24 protein-coding genes are annotated in these 19,163 nt (G+C 49.6%); 12 read left to right on the forward strand and 12 right to left on the reverse strand.

Translation table 11 applies throughout. From position 1 onward, the window contains the following. Positions 1 to 56: 56 nt before the first annotated feature. The 5 genes from ACXJJX_RS07815 to ACXJJX_RS07835 form a co-directional block, all read right to left on the reverse strand. Positions 57 to 608, reverse strand: coding sequence for an isochorismatase family protein (locus tag ACXJJX_RS07815; protein ID WP_456433888.1), 552 nt, complete (start codon positions 606 to 608; stop codon positions 57 to 59). Continuing rightward, positions 605 to 1,192, reverse strand: coding sequence for a tetratricopeptide repeat protein (locus ACXJJX_RS07820; protein ID WP_456433890.1), 588 nt, complete (start codon positions 1,190 to 1,192; stop codon positions 605 to 607). The genes ACXJJX_RS07815 and ACXJJX_RS07820 overlap by 4 nt, the downstream gene beginning before the upstream one ends. A 33-nt stretch (positions 1,193 to 1,225) precedes the next feature. Next, positions 1,226 to 3,181 carry a sodium:solute symporter family protein gene (locus ACXJJX_RS07825; RefSeq protein ID WP_456433892.1) on the reverse strand — a complete coding sequence of 652 codons (1,956 nt, stop codon included), beginning with the start codon at positions 3,179 to 3,181 and terminating at the stop codon, positions 1,226 to 1,228. A gap of 201 nt (positions 3,182 to 3,382) precedes the next feature. Further along, positions 3,383 to 4,021 carry a TPM domain-containing protein gene (locus tag ACXJJX_RS07830; RefSeq protein ID WP_456433894.1) on the reverse strand — a complete coding sequence of 213 codons (639 nt, stop codon included), beginning with the start codon at positions 4,019 to 4,021 and terminating at the stop codon, positions 3,383 to 3,385. After that, positions 3,996 to 4,760: a pseudouridine synthase gene (locus ACXJJX_RS07835; RefSeq protein WP_456433896.1), complete on the reverse strand. Its 765-nt coding sequence runs from the start codon at positions 4,758 to 4,760 to the stop codon at positions 3,996 to 3,998. Before ACXJJX_RS07835 ends, ACXJJX_RS07830 begins: the two co-directional genes overlap by 26 nt. A 153-nt stretch (positions 4,761 to 4,913) precedes the next feature. Here ACXJJX_RS07835 and ACXJJX_RS07840 point away from each other — a divergent pair, with 153 nt between their 5' ends. Continuing rightward, positions 4,914 to 5,291 carry a hypothetical protein gene (locus ACXJJX_RS07840; protein ID WP_456433898.1) on the forward strand — a complete coding sequence of 126 codons (378 nt, stop codon included), beginning with the start codon at positions 4,914 to 4,916 and terminating at the stop codon, positions 5,289 to 5,291. Here ACXJJX_RS07840 and ACXJJX_RS07845 read toward each other — a convergent pair. Genes ACXJJX_RS07845 through ACXJJX_RS07865 form a run of 5 tightly spaced genes read right to left on the reverse strand, consistent with a single transcriptional unit; the run spans position 5,242 to position 8,813 of the window. Continuing rightward, a complete protein-coding gene (locus tag ACXJJX_RS07845) occupies positions 5,242 to 6,024 on the reverse strand; it encodes an energy-coupling factor ABC transporter ATP-binding protein (protein WP_456433900.1) in 783 nt (260 codons plus the stop codon). The two genes, ACXJJX_RS07840 and ACXJJX_RS07845, sit on opposite strands and share 50 nt — an antisense overlap. A 23-nt stretch (positions 6,025 to 6,047) precedes the next feature. Beyond that, positions 6,048 to 6,797 (reverse strand): cobalt ECF transporter T component CbiQ, encoded by a 750-nt coding sequence (gene cbiQ / locus ACXJJX_RS07850; RefSeq protein ID WP_456433902.1) that lies wholly within the window; start codon positions 6,795 to 6,797, stop codon positions 6,048 to 6,050. Further along, on the reverse strand, positions 6,794 to 7,378 hold the full coding sequence (locus tag ACXJJX_RS07855) for a NikL family nickel/cobalt ECF transporter subunit (protein ID WP_456433904.1): 585 nt from the start codon (positions 7,376 to 7,378) through the stop codon (positions 6,794 to 6,796). The genes cbiQ and ACXJJX_RS07855 overlap by 4 nt, the downstream gene beginning before the upstream one ends. Continuing rightward, the gene (cbiM, locus tag ACXJJX_RS07860; RefSeq protein ID WP_456433906.1) at positions 7,375 to 8,004 is read right to left on the reverse strand and encodes a cobalt transporter CbiM; all 630 of its coding nucleotides are present in this window, start codon (positions 8,002 to 8,004) and stop codon (positions 7,375 to 7,377) included. The genes ACXJJX_RS07855 and cbiM overlap by 4 nt, the downstream gene beginning before the upstream one ends. Then, entirely contained in the window at positions 8,004 to 8,813 is an 810-nt protein-coding gene (locus tag ACXJJX_RS07865; protein ID WP_456433908.1) for a DUF4198 domain-containing protein, read from the reverse strand. The genes cbiM and ACXJJX_RS07865 overlap by 1 nt, the downstream gene beginning before the upstream one ends. A 264-nt stretch (positions 8,814 to 9,077) precedes the next feature. Here ACXJJX_RS07865 and ACXJJX_RS07870 point away from each other — a divergent pair, with 264 nt between their 5' ends. The 9 genes from ACXJJX_RS07870 (at position 9,078) to ACXJJX_RS07910 (ending at position 15,070) form a co-directional block, all read left to right on the forward strand. Then, complete coding sequence (locus tag ACXJJX_RS07870) at positions 9,078 to 9,314, forward strand: DUF8462 domain-containing protein (RefSeq protein ID WP_456433910.1); 237 nt, start codon at positions 9,078 to 9,080, stop codon at positions 9,312 to 9,314. Positions 9,315 to 9,349: 35 nt separating this feature from the next. After that, on the forward strand, positions 9,350 to 9,925 hold the full coding sequence (rbr, locus tag ACXJJX_RS07875; RefSeq protein ID WP_456433912.1) for a rubrerythrin: 576 nt from the start codon (positions 9,350 to 9,352) through the stop codon (positions 9,923 to 9,925). A 15-nt stretch (positions 9,926 to 9,940) separates the two neighbouring features. Next, positions 9,941 to 10,528, forward strand: a complete 588-nt coding sequence (locus ACXJJX_RS07880) for a peroxiredoxin (protein WP_456433914.1) — start codon at positions 9,941 to 9,943, stop codon at positions 10,526 to 10,528. Between the two features lie 54 nt (positions 10,529 to 10,582). Continuing rightward, positions 10,583 to 11,929, forward strand: a complete 1,347-nt coding sequence (locus ACXJJX_RS07885) for a multiheme c-type cytochrome (RefSeq protein WP_456433916.1) — start codon at positions 10,583 to 10,585, stop codon at positions 11,927 to 11,929. A gap of 109 nt (positions 11,930 to 12,038) precedes the next feature. After that, positions 12,039 to 12,413 (forward strand): desulfoferrodoxin, encoded by a 375-nt coding sequence (locus ACXJJX_RS07890; RefSeq protein WP_456433918.1) that lies wholly within the window; start codon positions 12,039 to 12,041, stop codon positions 12,411 to 12,413. Beyond that, positions 12,414 to 12,935 carry a ferritin gene (locus ACXJJX_RS07895; protein ID WP_456433920.1) on the forward strand — a complete coding sequence of 174 codons (522 nt, stop codon included), beginning with the start codon at positions 12,414 to 12,416 and terminating at the stop codon, positions 12,933 to 12,935. A gap of 33 nt (positions 12,936 to 12,968) precedes the next feature. Next, positions 12,969 to 13,130: a rubredoxin gene (gene rd / locus ACXJJX_RS07900; RefSeq protein ID WP_456433922.1), complete on the forward strand. Its 162-nt coding sequence runs from the start codon at positions 12,969 to 12,971 to the stop codon at positions 13,128 to 13,130. Positions 13,131 to 13,164: 34 nt separating this feature from the next. Continuing rightward, positions 13,165 to 14,379: an FprA family A-type flavoprotein gene (locus ACXJJX_RS07905; RefSeq protein ID WP_456433924.1), complete on the forward strand. Its 1,215-nt coding sequence runs from the start codon at positions 13,165 to 13,167 to the stop codon at positions 14,377 to 14,379. Continuing rightward, positions 14,372 to 15,070, forward strand: a complete 699-nt coding sequence (locus ACXJJX_RS07910; protein ID WP_456433926.1) for a DVU0298 family protein — start codon at positions 14,372 to 14,374, stop codon at positions 15,068 to 15,070. Before ACXJJX_RS07905 ends, ACXJJX_RS07910 begins: the two co-directional genes overlap by 8 nt. Here the strand turns inward: ACXJJX_RS07910 and ACXJJX_RS07915 are convergent. Both ACXJJX_RS07915 and ACXJJX_RS07920 read right to left on the reverse strand, forming a co-directional pair. Next, a complete protein-coding gene (locus ACXJJX_RS07915; protein ID WP_456433928.1) occupies positions 15,067 to 16,719 on the reverse strand; it encodes a chloride channel protein in 1,653 nt (550 codons plus the stop codon). The two genes, ACXJJX_RS07910 and ACXJJX_RS07915, sit on opposite strands and share 4 nt — an antisense overlap. A gap of 138 nt (positions 16,720 to 16,857) precedes the next feature. Then, on the reverse strand, positions 16,858 to 17,145 hold the full coding sequence (locus ACXJJX_RS07920) for a GYD domain-containing protein (protein ID WP_456433930.1): 288 nt from the start codon (positions 17,143 to 17,145) through the stop codon (positions 16,858 to 16,860). A gap of 289 nt (positions 17,146 to 17,434) precedes the next feature. Here ACXJJX_RS07920 and ACXJJX_RS07925 point away from each other — a divergent pair, with 289 nt between their 5' ends. Both ACXJJX_RS07925 and ACXJJX_RS07930 read left to right on the forward strand, forming a co-directional pair. After that, positions 17,435 to 18,031: a cytochrome c3 family protein gene (locus tag ACXJJX_RS07925; protein ID WP_456433932.1), complete on the forward strand. Its 597-nt coding sequence runs from the start codon at positions 17,435 to 17,437 to the stop codon at positions 18,029 to 18,031. Positions 18,032 to 18,104: 73 nt separating this feature from the next. Continuing rightward, a complete protein-coding gene (locus tag ACXJJX_RS07930) occupies positions 18,105 to 19,010 on the forward strand; it encodes a cytochrome c3 family protein (protein WP_456433934.1) in 906 nt (301 codons plus the stop codon). Positions 19,011 to 19,163 lie beyond the last annotated feature (153 nt).

Raw genomic sequence — 19,163 nt, forward strand, 5'->3', positions numbered from 1 at the left:
AGGAGGAGAAAAAGGGTCCTCAGTCTTAAAGCCGGTGGCCACATAGGTAAAGAACGCTACTTTAGATAGGGAAGCATGGCCTTGAAGGCCGTGGTGTCGGCCCTTCGGAGAAGTTCGTAGATGACCATTTCCGTGGAGACCACAGGGAATCCCAGGGATCTTAAGTGGTTGAGGCCATAGGTCATGTTTTCAAGGTTTCTTGAAGAGGTGGCATCAGCTACCACCCTGGGGACAAAGCCGGCCAGGGAGGCCCCCAAGGCGGTCTGATAGACGCAGATGTGGGTCTCTACCCCGCAGAGAAGAATTTCTTTGCGTCCTATGTTTTTGGTTACCGAAAGGATCTCGGGGTTCGCGAGGGCATTAAACTCTATCTTGTCATAGAAGGGAGTCCCAGTCAGGAACTCTCTCAACCCCGAGACGTAGGGGCCAAGGCCTTTGGCATACTGAGTGGTGGCCACAATGGGAATCTCCATGATCTTGGCCAAGTGAATCAGAAGGGAGATGTTCTTCTCTACCCGCTCGGCCTCACTTATGGCGGCCATGAGTCGTTCTTGGGGATCGATAATCATCAAGACACAGTCCTTGGCCTCTAATAGTGCCTTCTTCATAGAAACCTCCTACGGGTATTAAGGGGCTGTTGCTGATCTAGCTCTGGTATTCGGAGGAGACGTTCCTCCGGGGGCTTTTCAAGTTCGCTTTGCAGGTATCGGAGACGGTCGGCTATAGTCGAGGGCTTTTGGGATATGTTGTGGAGGATCCGATAGATAATTCCTGGGCCCTTCGCCAGATCGGGTTTAAGCTCAAGGGCTTTTCGATAGTCTCTTATGGCCTCTTGGTATCTTCCTAAGTGATCAAAGACGATCCCCCTGTTGGCCCAGGCCTCAGCAAATTCAGGATCCTTCTGGATGAGAGCATTTAGGATCTTAAGGGCCTCAGAATAGTGTCCGACCTGGATATGGACCAGGGCCTCTCCCAAATAGGCCGGGGGGAAGTTGGGATTTATTTTCTGGACCGTCTTAAAACACTCAAGGGCCCGGTCATATTCACCCCTCTCCAAACGGTAATTCCCCTCCCGGTAAGTCATCTCTCCTGGAAACTCCTCGTAGTCGGCGGTGACCTTGAGGAATCCCCAGACCAGAAGCCCCACACAGATCAAACCCAGGGTGAGATTTCGGAAATCTTTTCTGTCCATGGGTCAAAAGAGGGGGGATTTCCCCCCTCTCTTTTAGTCTGGCATGTCGAGGTCAAAACGGGCCTTTTTAAGATCAGCGATGTCCTCCACCAGGGCAACGATCTCCTTGTCTGGCATGGTGGACATTTCCATCTTATAGGCCAGGAACCACATCATAAAGACCCCTAAGGCCCACCAGATAATCTGCCAGGCCCAGATAGAGGGTATGCCAAAGATCCAGGTCGTCATATCCTTGGGATTGCCAAAGATGGTGTTGCTGAGAACCGCTCCCGGACCTATGGCGAAGAAGAACCAGATGAGGGTGATGGCCCAGGCCCAAGGAACGAGTTTTTTCTTTCCCGGGGAAAGGCCGGCGTGGTCCTTTAGGAAATTGTGGAATTGGGCCTTGTGTTCTTGGGATTTTTTGTCCTGGGTGAAGGCGCTGACTATGATGGCTATACCCAGATTGAAGATGATCCCCCAACCTGCAGAATGGATGGTCAGGGGCCAGCGTCCCCAGGCCTTAATTCCTAGCCATTTCTGGCCGATGGTCTCTGTGCAGGTGACAGCCACAAGGCCGGCAATGAGCCCTAAAACAATGCCTTGTCTGGTCAGCCAGGGCCAGTAGCAGATACCGATGAGAGCCGGCCACATCTGGAATCCATAAGCCACGGCCAGACCTCCCAAAAGGACCAGGGCGTCTTTTGAGGTGGTGGCCACGATAAGGGCTGCCCCAACAACAATAAGGACGGCTATCCGACCAAAGAGTTTCTGTTCAGCATGGGAGGCCTCTGGCCGGAGATAATAACGATAAAGGTCCCGGGTGATCATCCCAGCCGCGGTGGACATATAGGCCGAGCCTGTGGACTGCATGGCGGCCAGGGCACAGACAGCCAAAAGCCCTACCAGCCAGGGGGCTGTCTCGGCCATGATATTAATTAAAGCCGGCACTAACATTCCCTGTTTCCCGGGCATCTCCATAAGGTCTTTGTGAAGGTTAAGGACGTCTTTGGCCAGGCCCAGCTCAAGAAGCTTGTGGTCAGCACCGATTAAGTGACCTCCCATCCCCTGGATGGCCGTAAAAACGATAAGGATAAAACCAATGCCTGCCGAAGAAGCCCAGACCTGCTGAGGAGCAAAGGGCTTGGGATTCCTGTTGGAGAAAGCCCACATGGAGAAGGCCGGAGCCGACTGAATGCCCATGAGGGCAAACATGTAGGTGAGGATCATCACTCCTGTCCAGGCTCCGCCTACCGCACTGGGCCCACTTTTGACAAACTGGATCACCCCCGGGATGGCCACGTAGTGACTATAACCATCCGGGGTGAGTTTGGTGTCCACTTGGGTCATCTTGAAGATGCCTTCCTGAAGGGCATGCCAGCCGCCTACTGATTTGAGGGTGATCAGACCAATGGCAATAATTCCCAAGGCCAAAAGGATACACTGCATGGTGTCCACATAGGCCACGGCCCTCAGGCCCCCCATAGCTACATAAAGGATGACCACAATGGACAAAAGCCACATGCCGACCTCGACATCCAGGAGACCATCGGTAAGGACGTTGAAGAGAAACCCCGAGGCCCTTAGCTGGACTCCCAGATAAGGGATGGAGAATACTAAAGCAACAATGACTACCAAAAGACGGATAATATTAGACTGATAATAATGGGCAAACATCTCCCCTGGGGTCACATAACCGAACCTTTTGCCCAGCATCCATTGACGTTTGAGGAAAATGACTCCGGTAAAAGGAATAGTAATGGCATAAAATGAAGCAAAGGCATACTGAAAACCGTCTCTGTAGATAAGGCCGGGGTGGCCGATAAAGGTCCAGCCGGAAAATGAGGTTGCCGTTGCGGCTAAGACGAAGACCCAGAGGGGGATCTTTCGCCCGGCAATGAAGTAGTCAGAGGCCGTCTTCGCACTCCGGGCCCCTTTGATACCCCAGAAGATACAGTAAATCCAGTAGAGAGCGACAAAGACAAACAGCCAAATCACCTTTGGCGCCATAGGAACCTCCTCTCTGTGATCTTTGTGTTAGTAAAGCCTCAAGAGCACTCTCGCTTTTATCACCCCCCTTTTTTTTAAAACTTCTGGTCTTGCTGAATATCCCGTTTGTCAAAAAAAGTCAAAAAGAAACATTTTTCGGTAAAAAGAAGTCTTGTTTTTGTTGTTTTTTGCAAAACTCTGGCGGAATAAGGAGAGGTAGGTCTATTCCTGGCGGAAAATAATCTCATCAGGCAATTCGTTTATATCTCCAGGCCTTACAGGGAGATGTTGGGCCAAGCTCTGGCCCATTTCTTTGATGATTTCGCACAATCCCTCGATGGCCTGCCCCTGTTTTATCTTCTGGGCCAGTTTTTTTGCCCAGCGGTCAAGAGCCTCTTGGCTGACATGGGCCATTATTCCTTTGTCGGCTAAGATCATGACCCGTCGTTCAAAGAGGGAGATAAAGATGAGGACTCCGGTGGCCTCTTTTGTCTGGTGGAGCCCTTGTTCGAGGAAGGCCCTTTGGGCCCGAAAAAACACCTTTTCGGCCCTTCTCCTGGGGCCGATGAGGGGTTTCTTCAAAAAGGGGAAGCGACGTATAAGAGGATAAGAGGCCAGAGAGAGGCCGAACTCTAAGGGGACGTAATGCCAAAGGGAGGCAGAGAAGAGTCCTACTGTAAGAACAAAGGCCAGAAGATGGCCCAAGATGAGGGCGCTCAAGATCTCAGCTTCCCGATAGCGTCCGCTCTGGGAGACAACCATAACAGCAATCTCAGCCGCTGTGGCCTTCTCGGCCTGGGCTATAGCCTGAGCGATCTTTTGCTGACCAGCCGGATCAAAGGGATGGGGAAAGGTCTTCATCTTTTTCCTCCTTGGGACCGAAGGCGGCCCTTTTAAGGGCCCTGATCTCCTCCGGTCTCAGATACCGCCACCTTCCTGGAGCTAAATCTCCTAGGCTTAAAGGCCCAAAGCGGACTCGCTTGAGGTACTTTACCGGATGCCCCAAAAAAGCGAACATCCTCCGGATCTCCCTCTTGCGTCCCTCGGTCACAACGACCTCAAACATAGTCGTCCGTCGGGTGCGTCCCAGTCGTTTTATTGATCGAGGCCTCACGGTCCGACCCTCCACTTCTACTCCCTCTTCAAGAAGGCGCCTTAAGGCCCCAGGGCTCGGATGGCCTTTTACCTGGACACGGTAGACCTTTTCCACCCCGTAACGTGGATGAAGCAGTCGGTTGGCCAGCTCCCCGTCGTTGGTAAGAAGCAGAAGCCCTTCGGTGGCGTTGTCAAGTCGGCCAACAGGAAAGACCCGATAAGGGACCTCGGCGATAAGGTCCTTTATGGTCCTTCGCCCGTAAGGATCTGAAAGGGCCGTAAGATAACCAGAAGGCTTATGAAGGAGGAGGTAGACCGGTGGCTCGATGGAAATCAGCTGCCCATCGACGAGAATCCGGCTCTTTGTTGGGTCTACCTTTAGTCCCAGCTCGGTGACCACCCTTCCATCAACCATCACCCGACCGGCTCTGATAAGGGCCTCGGCCTTTCTCCGGGAGGCAATCCCGGCCCGAGAGATCAGTTTTTGGAGCCTTTCTTCGCTCAAGGACCCTCCTCGGATGTGTTCAATAGTATGAGTCTCAAAATATTAACCTCAGATTTGTTAACATCAAAATTTATTTGCCTCTAGCTTATAAATTGTTTTATTATAAAGACAAAATTAGACAAAATTACACTAAAATCCCAAAGGAGGTTGGTTTTGGATAGAAGGTGGCTTTTTCTTCCCATTTTTCTGACCTTGTTGGTCTTTAGTGCCTGTGCTCCGCGTTCTATAACAGTAATCAAAAGTGATTGTCCTTATGGCCCTCGGGGCCGAGGCGAGCAATGGGCCTTTATGGGTAAGAAGGATCAGGCCCTTATCGCCAACGAGCTCTGTGGAGCCGGAGATTTGGAGAAGATTCTGGCCTCTTCTAAACTTTCCCCTGAAAAGAAAGACCAGATCTATTTGGCCGTCTGCTCCCCTGAGGCCTCTCCTCAGAAGTTCTACCATCTCTATCGCTCTCTTTCCCTTGAAGAGAGGCTTGACCTCAAGAAGGCCTTCCAGAAGTTTGGCTACTATCTAAACGAATATGGTTGATAGTCTTGTCGGGGTCGGGTCCGACCTCCCGGTCGTCTTTGGTAACCTCCCTGAAAAGCCCTCTCTCGAACCAGAGAATTCGGTCACAGAGGGAGGCCAGAAAATAATAGTCATGAGAGACGATAAGGTAGGTCCTTTTTAAGGATTTGAGGATTTTTTTGAGCTTATTGGTGTTGGCCGGATCCAGGTCTCCGGTGGGTTCATCAAGGATAAGGACCTCTGGTCTCATGGCCAAAATGGTGCCCAAGGCCACCATCCGTTTCTCTCCTCCAGAGAGCCGGTAGGTGGGGCGCTTCTCGAGGTCTCTTAATCCAAGGAGATCTAAGGTCTCGGCGACCAACCTCTTGACCTCATCCCTGGGAAAGCCCAGGTTCAGGGGGCCGAAGGCGATATCTTCGGCCACCGTAGGGCAGAAGAGTTGGTCTTCTGGATCCTGAAAAAGAAAGCCGATTCGTCGCCTCACCTCGTAGAAGTCTTCCTCACGGCGGCGTTTCTGTCCGAAGATAATTACCTGGCCAGCCCGGGGGCGGTTGAGGCCCATAATGAGTCGCAACAAGGTCGTCTTGCCTGCCCCATTTGGGCCCATAAGACCGATTCGTTCTCCCTTTTTGAGAACAAATGAAAGATTTTCAAAGATCACCCGTTCCGGATAACTAAACTCTATCTCCTCCAGGCGGATAAGATCCTCTGGTTTCCGTTGATCCTGCATATCCTCAAGACGCTTAGATATCATGCCCAAGGGATGACGGAAAGTCCTTAGCCAAAGGCCCATATGGCCAAGGCCAACCAATAGGCCCCTGAGAGCCCCAGGAAGAAGACATCCCTTCGGTTCAGGTGGAAGTGATGATATACGGGAAATGTCCCTCTGAACCCCCGACAGACCATCGCCTGATAGATCCTTTCGCTTCGATCATAGCTACGGATGAAAAGGCTGGCCAGAAGATAGGCATAAGTCCGATAGGTGAGCAGGTTTGTCCGGGGGCGAAAGCATCGGAGTTTGGCGGCTTCAAGCATCTTTTTGAGCTCTTCTTCCAGGACATGGAGATAACGAAAGGTAAAAAACAGAAGCTGGACAAACCTTGAGGGTAGATGGAGATGATGAAGGGCATGAGCCAGGGTAAAGACTGAAGAGGTGGAAAGGAGAAGAATCATGGCCAAGAGGATAATATTGACCTTGGCCAAGATGAGTCCGGCCAGGATCAAACCCTCGCGGCTGATCTTGACAGCTCCTATCCGGTAGATGATCTCTCCGGCAGTGCTGAAAGGAAGGGTCAGAGCCAAGAGGATGACAAAGGTGTTTACCAGGGCCATCCGTTTGGCCACCTCTAAGAAGGGCAAGTCTGAGCCGGCTAGAAGGATGATGACAAAAGAGGCGGCCGGAAGAAGAACGCCTGGTTTAGGGCTGGTGGCTACGACCACAGCCAGGAAGCAAGCGATGGTAATCTTGACCCGGGGGTCGAGTTGGTGGAGGAGACCGGTGCCTTCGGCAAAACTTTCCCTGATCAAGGCCGCCTCTTGCGGGAATAAAAATAGGCCAAGGCTCCGAAGAGACCGGCAATGTAGCCTAGGCCGCCAATGATCTCTGAGGTCGAAGGTTTCTCTTCCCGACGGGCCATTTCCTTTAGGGTCTTGTAAAGGGGGGCGAGCTTGAGATCCAGTTGCTGGCCGACGATCTCCTTGAGCTTTTCTTCATCAAGGCTACAAGTTTCCTGTTTGGAGGGGGAGAAAAGGGTGCCAATGGCCGCTTGGGTATCTTGGTTCGGCCTTTTTTCTCTTAATGAGAGGTGGTATTCGGCCCGATGACCGAGTTCGGCAATGGCCACGATCATCAAGTCTTTCTTCCGGGGAGCGTTAAAGACAAATCGTCCTTCTCTGTCTGTTCGTCCGGAAACAAGGACCTTGTCGCTGCCGGTCTCATAGATCTTTATAAGGCTACCTTTGGCGGGAGTGCCATCGTTGAAATAGACCTCGACGACCACCTTTTCTCCTTCGCTATAGGCAAAGACATTTATCCGATGGCCCCAGGCTGGGGAGGGAAGAAAAGGTATGGTCAAGACCAGGAGCAAAAGGCTTAAGGCTTTTTTCATCTGACCCTCCTTGCTCGGGCAACGGTCAAGGACTCCAAGATCTCCGGCTTAGCCCGTTTGATAAAACCCACCAAGACGGCTGAGACTATCCCTTCGATGACCATTACCGGTAGATGGGCTACCAAGACCAGCCTTGCGGCCGGATAAAAGGCCTCACCTCCTGCGGCCAACTCCAAGGCAACCATCATGCCCGTGACGGCTATCCCCAGGGCTGCGGCCAGGGATGCCCCTATCTGGGCCAGCCGTCCATTGCCTTGGCGGACTAGAAGCCCAAAGAGATAATAGGCTACGATCCCGCCGCCAGCCATGTTCAAGGTGTTTATCCCCAGAGTGGTCAGCCCTCCGAATTGAAAGAGGACGGCCTGGAGGAGCAAAGCCACAAGGAAGGCCGGGAAGATTATCCAGCCGAGGATAAGGCCAGCCAGGCCATTTAAGACCAAATGGACCGAAGTCGGTCCTAAAGGGATGTGGATTAGAGAGGCGATAAAGAGGGCGGCGGTAAAGAGGGCCGTTTGGGGGATCTTTTCGGGCTCAAGCCTTTTGAGACCAACCGCCACTCCGGCCAAGGCCGCCAGCCCTCCGCCAACCAAGATAGGTACAGGAAGGATGCCGTCGGAGATATGCACTATTTCACCTCTTTAGGCAAGGAATAGGCCTTTATCCAGATCACGGCGTCAAGTTCAACTGGATACTCCTTACCTTGGTATTTTAAAGTCCCCCCTTCTCCCAGGGCGGAAAAACCCCACCATCCAGACCAGGGGATAGTGTAGCAGAAGATACCGTTTGCATCGGTTTTGATTACCTGGGTAATGAAGGGATCTGCCGGGGGTTTGATACCCTGGTTGTTCAAAAATTCAACCTCTACCTCGATGTTGGGAGCAGGCTTCCCGTTGATGAGAACCAATCCCCGGAAGGTGTTTCCGGCCCAGAGACCGTAGGGGCGGGTCAAGGGGACTATTTCTGCGACCAGGCCGATCTTCTTGTCCCAGCCTTCCTCGGCCCCAAAGGCATTGACCACTACCTTGGTGACCTGTTTTATGAATTTTTCTTCTGCGGGCTCAAAGTATGGTTGAGGAACTAGATAAAATAGATGATCTCCAGGGCGCTTTAGCTGGTATCGGGCTTGCCAAGCACTGACCTTCGATGGCCTTCCAGGAAGGCTGGGAATCTTGATCTCCTTAAGACTTTGCTGGAGATCATATCTTTTGCCCCGTATCATGACCCCGAAGGCCTCGGGACGCTTCATCTCCATATTTGGTCCTCCCTCGACCGGATGGGTAAAAACCATCTGAAGCTCAAGATTTCGGGGCTCATCCACAGTGACGATGTCATCAGAGGGGATAAGGAGCTGAAAATGGGCCTCACTTCTGCCAGCAAGGAGAAGATAAAGCCCCAAGACCACCAACACTAGGCAGACACCTCTTTGGACATTCATAGGACTCCTCCGGATAACAATTTTTTTTAGATGTGTAGCACCAATCCTTTTCCCTGCAAAGATTTTTTTCTTGACTTTTTCTTCTCTCTCTTTTATAACTCTTCTTCAATAATATTGATTCCAAAAAAACTTGTTCTCTTGACACTGGGGCAAAGGGATCCAAGATTCTGAATTACGAAAAAGGAAGAAAAATTCTTTAAAACTGAACATTCTAGATCTACAAAAATCTACAAAATCTGTATCTGTAAATAAGGAGGAAGATCTATGTCTTGTAAGAGCTGTGGTTCAAATGGGCTGACCGAGGAGCAGAAGAAGATTCTGGCTGCTTTAGCCGAAAAGGGAGAGCCTTCAGGCTGCAAAGACATTGCCCAGGCCATCGGCCTGAGTAGTCAGGCGGTAAGTTGTCGTCTGAGGAGTCTAAAGTCAAAAGGCTATGTGGAGAGTCCAGCTAAGGGCAAATACGTTATCACCGAGACTGGCAGGGCCCAGGTTGGGGCCTAAAGGGATCAGAAAATAAACTTTTTAAGGAGGGAGTTATGGGAAGTCTTAAGGGAACTCGCACCGAAAAGAATCTGCTGACCGCCTTTGCCGGTGAGTCTCAGGCTCGCAACCGTTATACCTACTTTGCCTCCCAGGCCAAAAAGGAAGGCTATCAGCAGATTGCGGCCATCTTTGAGGAGACAGCCAACCAGGAAAAAGAACACGCCAAACGTCTCTTTAAGTTCCTGGAGGGGGGTATGGTTGAGATTCAGGCCAGTTTCCCGGCCGGAGTGATCGGCAATACCCTTGAGAACCTAAAGGCCGCTGCCGAAGGAGAAAATTACGAACACACCCAGATGTATCCGGAATTTGCTCAAATCGCCCGGGAGGAAGGTTTTCATGAAATTGCCGCTGTCTTTGAGGCCATTGCTGTAGCCGAAAAGTTCCACGAGGATCGCTACAAGGCCTTGGCTGCTAATATTGAGGCCGGCAAGGTCTTCAAAAAGGACACCAAGGTTGCCTGGAAGTGTCGCAACTGTGGCTACATCCATGAAGGTGAAGAGGCACCGGAGACCTGCCCCTCCTGTGCCCACTCCAAGGCCTATTTCGAGGTGGTCTGTGAAAACTGGTAAAAGGAGGATAGTCTCATGACTTTAGTAACTAAAGAGGCCCCTGACTTTACCGCTGAAGCCGTGATGCCTGACAACTCTTTCTCCAAGGTCACCCTTTCTTCTTACCGGGGGAAATACGTCATTCTTCTCTTTTATCCCCTGGATTTTACCTTTGTTTGCCCTACGGAGATCCTGGCTTTTGACAAAAAACTTGAGGAATTCAAGAAGAGAAACTGCGAAGTCTTAGGGATCTCGGTGGATTCAGTCTATAGTCACTTTGCCTGGAAGATGACCCCGGTAGACAAAGGGGGGATTGGCAATATTCAGTACCCTTTGGTCTCTGACCTAAGCAAAGGCATCTCTCGTTCTTACGGGATTCTCTTTGATGAATCTGTTTCCCTGAGAGGGCTTTTTTTAATCGACAAGGAGGGAATCGTTAGACACGAGCTGGTCAACGATTTGCCCTTGGGGCGCAGTGTTGATGAGGCCTTAAGGATTCTTGATGCCCTTCAGTTCTTTGAGGCTCACGGAGAGGTCTGCCCGGCTGACTGGCATCCAGGTGAGGAGGCCATGAAGCCTTCTCCAGAAGGGGTGGCAGAGTATTTAGCCAAACACGCTAAATAGATGTACTGGGGGCGTCCTGCCCCCTTTAAAGTATTGTAGGTTAGGAGGTGGGGCATGAGAGTTATCTTTAGTGTCTTTATCCCTTTGATAGCTTTGGTTTTTTCCTTTTCCGCCCCGGGTTTTTCGGCCCAAATGGGGAAATATAAGTATTCTGACTTTAAAAAGCCGATTACCTGTGCCGGTTGCCATAAGGAGATCTATCAGGAGTGGCAACAGAGCATGATGTCCAAAAGCTATACCCATATCTGGGATGAGGTGGAATACTTCAAGTTGGCCCTTCCCCACTCTCAAAAAGAGCCCAAGGTGGCTGGAGTCAAGGCTGGCTGTATTGGTTGCCATTCTCCGCTGGCCTTTCTAACCGGAGATATTCCCCCTAAGCCTGTTTCCGCCAATTCTCGGGCAAACGAAGGGGTCAGCTGTGAGGTCTGCCATAGCATAACCGGAAGCACGGAAGAGGAGCCCTTTAACTTCAGCTTCATTGTTGAGCCTGGTCGAGATAAGCAGGGTCCCCGTAAAGATGCTAAAAGCCCTTTTCATGGGGTAGTCTATTCCGAATTTTTAAAGAGCCCCAAATTCTGTGCTACCTGTCATGATGAACAAAGTCCTTATGGAGCCTGGGTCAAGGAAACCTATAGAGAATGGAAGGCTGGTCCTTATGCCAAAGAAGGGGTGCGTTGTCAAGACTGCCATATGTATCGGGCCCCGGGTAAACCGGCCATTGGTGGTAAAGAGCGCCAAGACATGGCCCACCATGTCTTTCATGGCTCCCATGTGCCCTCAAAGCTCGCCGGAGTCATAGACCTAGCCCTTTATGTCAGCAAAAAGGAACTCTCTCCGGGTTCAAGGCTGAAGATTCGGGCCGAGCTTTTCAACGGTAAGGCAGGACACATGGTCCCCTCGGGATCCTCTGAGGAAAGGATGCTCTGGCTTGAGGTCTGGGCCATTGATGCACAGGGTAAGAAGTTCCACCTACCGGTGGATAAAAAAGGCTTTAAGGGAGAAGAGTTCACCATTGCCGACTCTTCGGTCCGGGCCTATCAGGCCATTGGGGAGATTATGGAAATCAAGGGCTTTAAGGGCCTAAAAAGAGACGGAGATCTGCCTGATGGGGCCCGTATCTTCAGGCGTCCATTCTTTGATCCGAAGGGGCGGATGACCATCTGTCAGTGGTACACCAAGGAAAATACCCTGGTTGACTATCGGATAGGTCCTCGGGAGACCAAGGTGGAGACCTATACTTGGCGTCTGCCTAAAGATGTTGCCAAAGGGCCTTTGACCATCGAGGCCACTCTCTATTACAGCCAGGTGCCAAGCTCTGTGGGCAAATTTTTTGAGCTTCCGGCCGAAGAGTATCAGCCCATTGTGGTCAACAAGGCCATCTTAAAGCTTGAGGTTAAATAGTTACAGGATAGTTCTTGATTAAAGATGGGGCCCAATAATAGGGGCCCCTTAACCCTAAAGGATTATTTACTATCTTTAGGAAACCTTGCTAAATAAGGAGGAAGGTTCTATGACTAAGCTCTTGCAGATCTACAAATGTGAGATATGCGGCAACATGGTAGAGATGGTCCACGAGGGTCAGGGACAGCTTGTCTGTTGTGGCCAGCCCATGAAGCTTATGGAGGAAAATACCGTGGATGCTTCTTTGGAAAAACATGTCCCGGTGGTGGAGAAGGTCGACGGTGGTTTTAAGGTCACAGTGGGTAGTGTCCTCCACCCTATGGAGGAGAAGCACTATATTGAGTGGATAGAAGTGATTGCCGATGGAAAGGCCTATCGACAGTTTCTCAAACCGGGAGAGGCCCCGGAGGCTGTCTTTATGATCGAGGCCGATGAGGTCGTTGCCCGGGAATACTGCAATCTTCATGGACTATGGAGGAAGTAGATGCTTAGCGAACGGATGGAAGAGGCCCTTAACCGACAGGTCAATGCTGAACTCTATTCAGCCTATCTCTATCTCTCTATGGCCGCTTACTTTGAATCCAAAAACCTAGAAGGATTTGCCCGTTGGATGAAGATGCAGACCCAAGAAGAGCTTATGCACGCCATGAAATTCTATAATTTCATTAATGAGCGTGGCGGCCGGGTGAAATTGGCCCCCATAGAGGGCCCACCTGTTGATTGGGCTTCACCGCTGGCAGCCTTTGAGGCGGCCCTTGAGCACGAACGGTACGTCACCAGCCTTATAAACGACCTGGTCAATCTGGCCCTGGAGGAAAAAGACCACGCAACTAATATCTTTCTACAGTGGTTTGTCAGTGAGCAGGTGGAAGAGGAGGCCTCCGTGGGGGCCGTGGTTGAGCGTTTGAGGTTGGTGGGGGACTCTCCCCAGGGTCTTTTTATGGTTGATCGAGAACTTTCTCAGCGCACCTTTACCATTCCTCCGGATATGACCGGAGAGACCTAAAGCAATCTTATTTTTATAAGGAGGTTCAAACTGATGAAGAAGTATATGTGTAGTGTGTGTGGCTATGTCTATGATCCCGAGGCCGGGGATCCCATAAATGATATTCCCCCGGGGACAGCTTTTGAGGATTTGCCAGATCACTGGGTCTGCCCGGTCTGTGGGGCCTCTAAAGAGGCCTTTAACCCTGCGGACTAATCCTGGCCCTGAAATGGCACCGGAGAGTGTGATTATGAGCAATGTGATCGAGATCAAAAAAGACATCTATTGGGTAGGGGCGATTGACTGGAACATCCGCGACTTCCATGGTTACTCTACCAAACGGGGGTCCACCTATAATGCCTATCTAGTCAAGGATGAGAAGATCACCCTTTTTGATGCCGTCAAAAAGCCTTTTGTCAGCAGCTTGATCCACAATCTCATCAAGGTGCTCGGAGATCCAGCTAAAGTGGATTTTATCGTCGTTAACCACGTGGAGATGGATCATTCTGGTGGTCTTCCAGAGATCATCGAACGCCTAAAGCCGGAAAAAGTCTTCTGTTCTCCGATGGGCTACAGGGGCCTTAAGGAGCACTTTCATTCCCTGGCTGATTCTTGGCCACTAGTAGAGGTAAAGTCCGGGGATTCTATAAGTATTGGGCGGCGAACAGTCAAATTCCTGGAGACCAGAATGATCCACTGGCCCGACAGCATGGTCTCCTATCTTCCTGAAGAAAAGGTCCTCATCTCCCAGGATGCCTTTGGGCAACATTATGCTACCAGCGGCCGTTTTGACGATGAGGTGGACTATGCTGAACTCATGCAAGAGGCAGCCAAGTACTATGCCAATATAGTCCTTCCCTTTTCTCCCCAGGTCCAGAAGCTCCTGCAGACCCTAGAGGAGATGGGGCTTGAGATAGAGATGATCCTCCCGGATCATGGGGTCATCTGGCGCAAACACCTTAAGGATATCCTTGAGGCTTACAGGCGCTGGAGTGCTTATGAGGCCAGACCTTTTGCCCTGGTAGTCTATGCTACTATGTGGCGGAGTACGGAGAAGATGGCTCTGGCCATTGCCGATGGTCTGATGGCTGAAGGCCTCCAGGTCAAGGTAATGGACGCCAGTATTGAACACCGCAGTGATATTATGACCCAGGTCCTTGAGGCCAAAGGTCTGGTGGTTGGCTCCTCAACCCTCAACAACCATATGCTCCCTCAGATGGCCGACGTCCTCACCTATATTAAAGGACTTAGGCCTCGACAGAAGGTGGCGGCGGCCTTTGGCTCTTACGGCTGGAGTGGGGAGGCTGTCAAACACATGAACAAGGCCCTTGAAGAGATGAAAGCCAAATTGGCCCATCCGGGCCTGAGGGTCAAGTTTGTCCCCACTCACGAGCACCTTAAAGAATGTCGAGATATGGGTATTACTGTTGCCAGGGCCATAAAAGAAGACCTGGCCTATGGTTAAATGGCTCCCTACACGAACCCTAAAAGGGGAGATCCTTAAGATCCTTAAAGAAGAGGATCTCCCCTCTCTTCAAAAGAAACTATTTAACTATCCCCCCAGAAAGGTCATCAATCCCCTCATTGGGGCCCTCTGCCATGGAGATGAGGTGCTTCGTTTCAGGGCTGTTGCGGCCATAGGGGAGGTCGTCTTGCGGCTGGCCGAGGAAGACATGGAGGCAGCTCGGGTGATTATGAGGCGTCTGATGTGGATGCTCAATGAGGAATCTGGTGGGATTGGCTGGGGAGTACCCGAGGCCATGGGAGAGATAATGGCCCGGCATCCTGGCTTGGCCGAAGAATATGCCCACATGCTCATCTCCTATCTTCGGGAAGATGGTAATTTTCTCGAATATGAACCTCTCCAGCGGGGAGTCCTCTGGGGGGTGGCTCGGCTAGCCGTTTCTCGGCCAGATATTTTGATCAATAGGAGGGCCCCTGGCTACATTAGACCTTTTCTCAGGGCTTCGGATCCCTTGGCCCGGGCTATGGCCGTTTTAGCCCTGGGGCTCCTCAAAGATAGACAATCCCGAAGGGAGATAGCCCTTTTGCTGGAAGACGACACTCCGGTTGAGTTCTTCTGGTGGGGAGAACCCATTAATACCAAAATAAAGCATCTGGCTGAAGAAGCCTTGGCCAGAATAAATCGGCCCTAACCGAAGATCTTATTCAGTTCCTTCCAACCTTTGATAGAAGCCAGAAAAAGGAGTTTGTCGTCTGGTTCCAGACTAAGTGGCCCCTGGGGGAAGATAAGGTGGTCTTTTCTAACTAAGGCGATCAATTCGGCTTCCTCAGGGATAGGGACATCTTTTATTGAGTGACCTAACCAAGGTGATTGGGGTGTAATGGTCTGGATGACCAGACGTTTTCCATCCGGGAGTTCAAGGGGAATTCCTAATTCGAGGAGGACTAAGAGATTGAGATGGCCGATGGTCTTAGGGATAGAGACCTTGCGTTTGAGAAGAAGGTCAAGGGCTGTTTGGAGAAATTCTTCCTGATGGGCTGCAGACTCAGCTCGATTAGGAACTTGATATTCATAGAGGCTCTGATATTTGAGCCCAGCAGCAAGTAAGTTCTGGACGAGGTAACTCAGAAGGACGGCTAGGGCTGCAGGGACCAGGAGAAGATAGGCCCCGGTCATCTCTACAACCATAAACATAGCAGCAATGGGGACCCTGGCTGCTCCTCCAAATACAGCGGCCATGCCTACCACGACAAAAGAGGCCGGTGGCAGATGGGCCAGCCCGGCCATTGCTCCCCCAAGCATCCCCCCGACGAAAAGGCTAGGAGCAAAAACACCTCCTGATCCCCCGGAAGAGACCGTCAGTGGGAAGGCCAACATTTTGGCGAAAAGCAAGACCATCATTAGCCTCCAGCTGAGGCCCCCATCCATGGCCATTTGGATCCAGCCATATCCGCCTCCGAGAACCTGTGGCAACCAGATGGCTATAATTCCCAGCCCAAGCCCTCCCAAAGCGGGTTTAAAATGGGGTCTAATGGGGATTCGAAGAAAAAGGTCCCGAAGGCCATAAAAGACGACCGGCAGCACGGTGGCCACTGGCCCACTTAGGATGCCTAGGATGGCATACCAGTAATATTCCCGAACATCGACAAAAAGACCTGGTGGAACCTCGAAAAGCGGGCCACATATTCCCATCAACCCCATGGTCGTATAGGCAATTACAGCTGCTAGGAGGGTGAAAACCAGGGCTGAGGCCTCGAATTCCATCTCGCTGTAGAGGACCTCAATAGTGAAAAGGGCTGTGCCTATAGGGGAGCGGAATATAGCCGAAAGGCCGGCAGCAGAACCCATGAGCATCAGAAGACGGCGATCTTCAGGAGGCCTTTTGGCCACTCGGGCATAAAGGGATCCAACGCCAGCACTGACTAAAGCTGTTGGCCCCTCTCGTCCGGCAGCCCCTCCAGAGCCGATAGTTATGGCGGAGGCAATCATCTTCAGAAAGGGTACCCTGGCCCTTATATAGCCGCCTAGGCGGTGAAAGGCCCGAACCATGGCGTCGGTACCATGGCCTTCGGCCTCAGGGGCCCAGGTATAGACAATTAGACCTGAGAGAAGGCCTCCCAGGGTAGTCGCTAAGGGAATCATCCAGCGGCTACGAGGGCCAAAGACTTCCATGAGTGCCCCACCTTCATTGGGAAGCCCTGGGGGGAGATAGCCGGCCAGGTATTGGAGGAAGATCTTCTGAGCCACTCCCAGGAGGAAGATAAATACCTTGGCGCTTAAGGCTCCAATGATTCCTAGAAGAACGGCGTCAAGGACTAACCGCCTCGTTCGAACCCTCATGAACCCCTCAGAAGTGCAGAGCCGCAGATCTTGGAAGTACTTATAAGTACGATTTGAGAGCTCTCAACGCTAAGGCTTGGTCGAAATAAAAATAAAAAGAAAGGCGGGCTGAGGCCCGCCCTTTGAGTGGGGGAGCTTTTATTTTTTAAGGGCCTCAATGAGTTCATCGACACTCATTGCCGGGAAGGTAGAGGGGATGACTGTCCCCCTTGATCCTAGTTCTACAGAAAGCCTGGTTACAGTGGCATTATCCGGGGCCTCGAGGATATTTATAAAATCATAAGGACCCATCACTGCATACTGAGCCAAGATCTTGACCCCCATAGCCTCTACCTCTTTGTTTACTTCTTTGATTCTCTCCGGCTTTTTTTTGATGGTCTTGCGGCCTTCATCGGTCAACTTGGTCATCATGATGTAGACAGGCATAAAAACCTCCTTTAGCTTTGTTGAAAAATAATCATCATTGGAAAATAAATGTCAAATTTTTTTTAAAAAAAATAACTATTTAAAGATGTTAAATAATTTTTAACAAAAATCTTGTTTATCGGTCAATAGATAAACTTTTTCTCCCAAAATGGTCCTGACCAGCCTTTTCCTAAAATTCTCCTCTCTCCTGAATCCTGCCATCTTTCAAATTATTCTTCATGGTAAAATTTTAAATAAAGATTTTGACAAAAATAAGCTTTATGATAGATAATTCATGGGGAGGGGGAATATGAGGGAAAAAATTATTCTGTTCATTTTCTTTCTCTTTATATCTACTAATATCTTAATAAATGATCTTTTTGCTCTTAACAGGGATGATTGTCTGGGCTGCCACGGTAATGAAGATATTCTCGATATGTCACCTGAAGAACGTCTGGAGATGGTAGTTCCCACGCCGACTCGGAAGCCGGTTAAAAAGGGTTGCATAAGCCTTTATGTGGATGAGAGTAGGTTTAGCGCCTCTGTTCATGGAGATCTTGATTGTCTGGACTGCCATACTGAAATAGCAAAAATCCCTCATCCTCAGAGAATGGGTGTTGTGGATTGTTCTGCCTGTCATGAGGACGCTGTCAGTCAGTATCAGAATAGTAAGCATGCAAAAGTTAGTAAATGTTTGTGTTATGAGTGTCACAATCCCCACTATGCTAGAAGTTTTCATCAGTTATCTATTGGTGAGAGAATCTCTATCTGCCTTCAGTGTCATGATGGGGTATCTCATGATTGGTTGCCCCAGCAAGAGTATCATTTTAAGTATTTAGAATGCACGGTTTGTCATACTCCTAAATCAGAAAAAATCCCTGGTTTTCTTTATTGCTTCCAAAGCTAATGGTCAGGTGAGTTCTCTTTCTTACGAGCGATTGAGAGAAATTCTACATACTAGATCTTTGGATATTAAAAGTTTGATTGATATTAACGCTGATAATGTTATTCAACTTTCTGAGATTGAGACCTTATTTTCTAAGATAAAAGGTGCTGGTTTGTCTCCTTTTCTTGAAGAAAGAGCCTTAGTTTTAAGGCCTTATCATAACTTTACAGATGAAGTTAAGCATATAAAAGATTGTACTTTGTGTCATACTTCTCGGGCTCCCTTTTATGATAAGATCTTTTTAAAGATTCCTATCTCTAATGGTTGGATTTCTCTTCTCCTTGATAAAGCTGTTCTCGCAAAAATGCCACCTATTCCTACAAAGGATTATTATTGGAGTACAGTACATGGTAAAAATGGAATTGAGTGTATAGAATATCATAAGGATCTCAAAGTTCTAAAAACCTCTGAAGGCTTTAAAGTCAAAACCCTAAAACCACCAGTTTGTGAAAATTGTCATGAAGATATTATGAGAGAGTATAAAAAAAGTCTTCATTACAGGGTTAGTAAAAGAATATGTTTTGGTTGTCATGATCCTCATTCCAGTGTCCCATTTTCTCAATTAAGTGCCGCGGAGCGGCGGAAAATTTGTACAAAATGTCATCAGAATGTAGAACGTAAGCATGATTGGCTTCCGCAAAGATCTATTCATTTTAAATATCTAGAGTGTGCTATGTGTCATTCTCCCAATGCTACAAAGGGTATTGTTTTTTATTTTAGGGCTATAGATAAGACTGATAAAGAGTGGCGCCTTACTTATGATGATATAATCTATTTTCTTGTTGATAAACAAGATGTAAAGGATTTTTCTGGTCAAGATATAATTAGTTTTATTGATAAAAATGATGATGGTTTTTTGGAGGATAGAGAACTTCTTTTCTTTATTAAACTCTTGAATTCATTTAAGCCTAAATGTTGGCAAGAGGCTGGAAAAAGATAGATCTTGGTGTTAATGTTTTGGTTCTAAGGCCCTCTCATAATTATACAGATAAGGGAACTAATGCTAAACAGTGTTCTATATGTCACTCTCCTCATGCAGAATTTTACTCTAAATTGGTTTTGGAAATTCCTGAGTCGGGTGGCTCTATTACCA

The sequence above is a fragment of the Thermosulfuriphilus sp. genome (assembly GCF_054026695.1).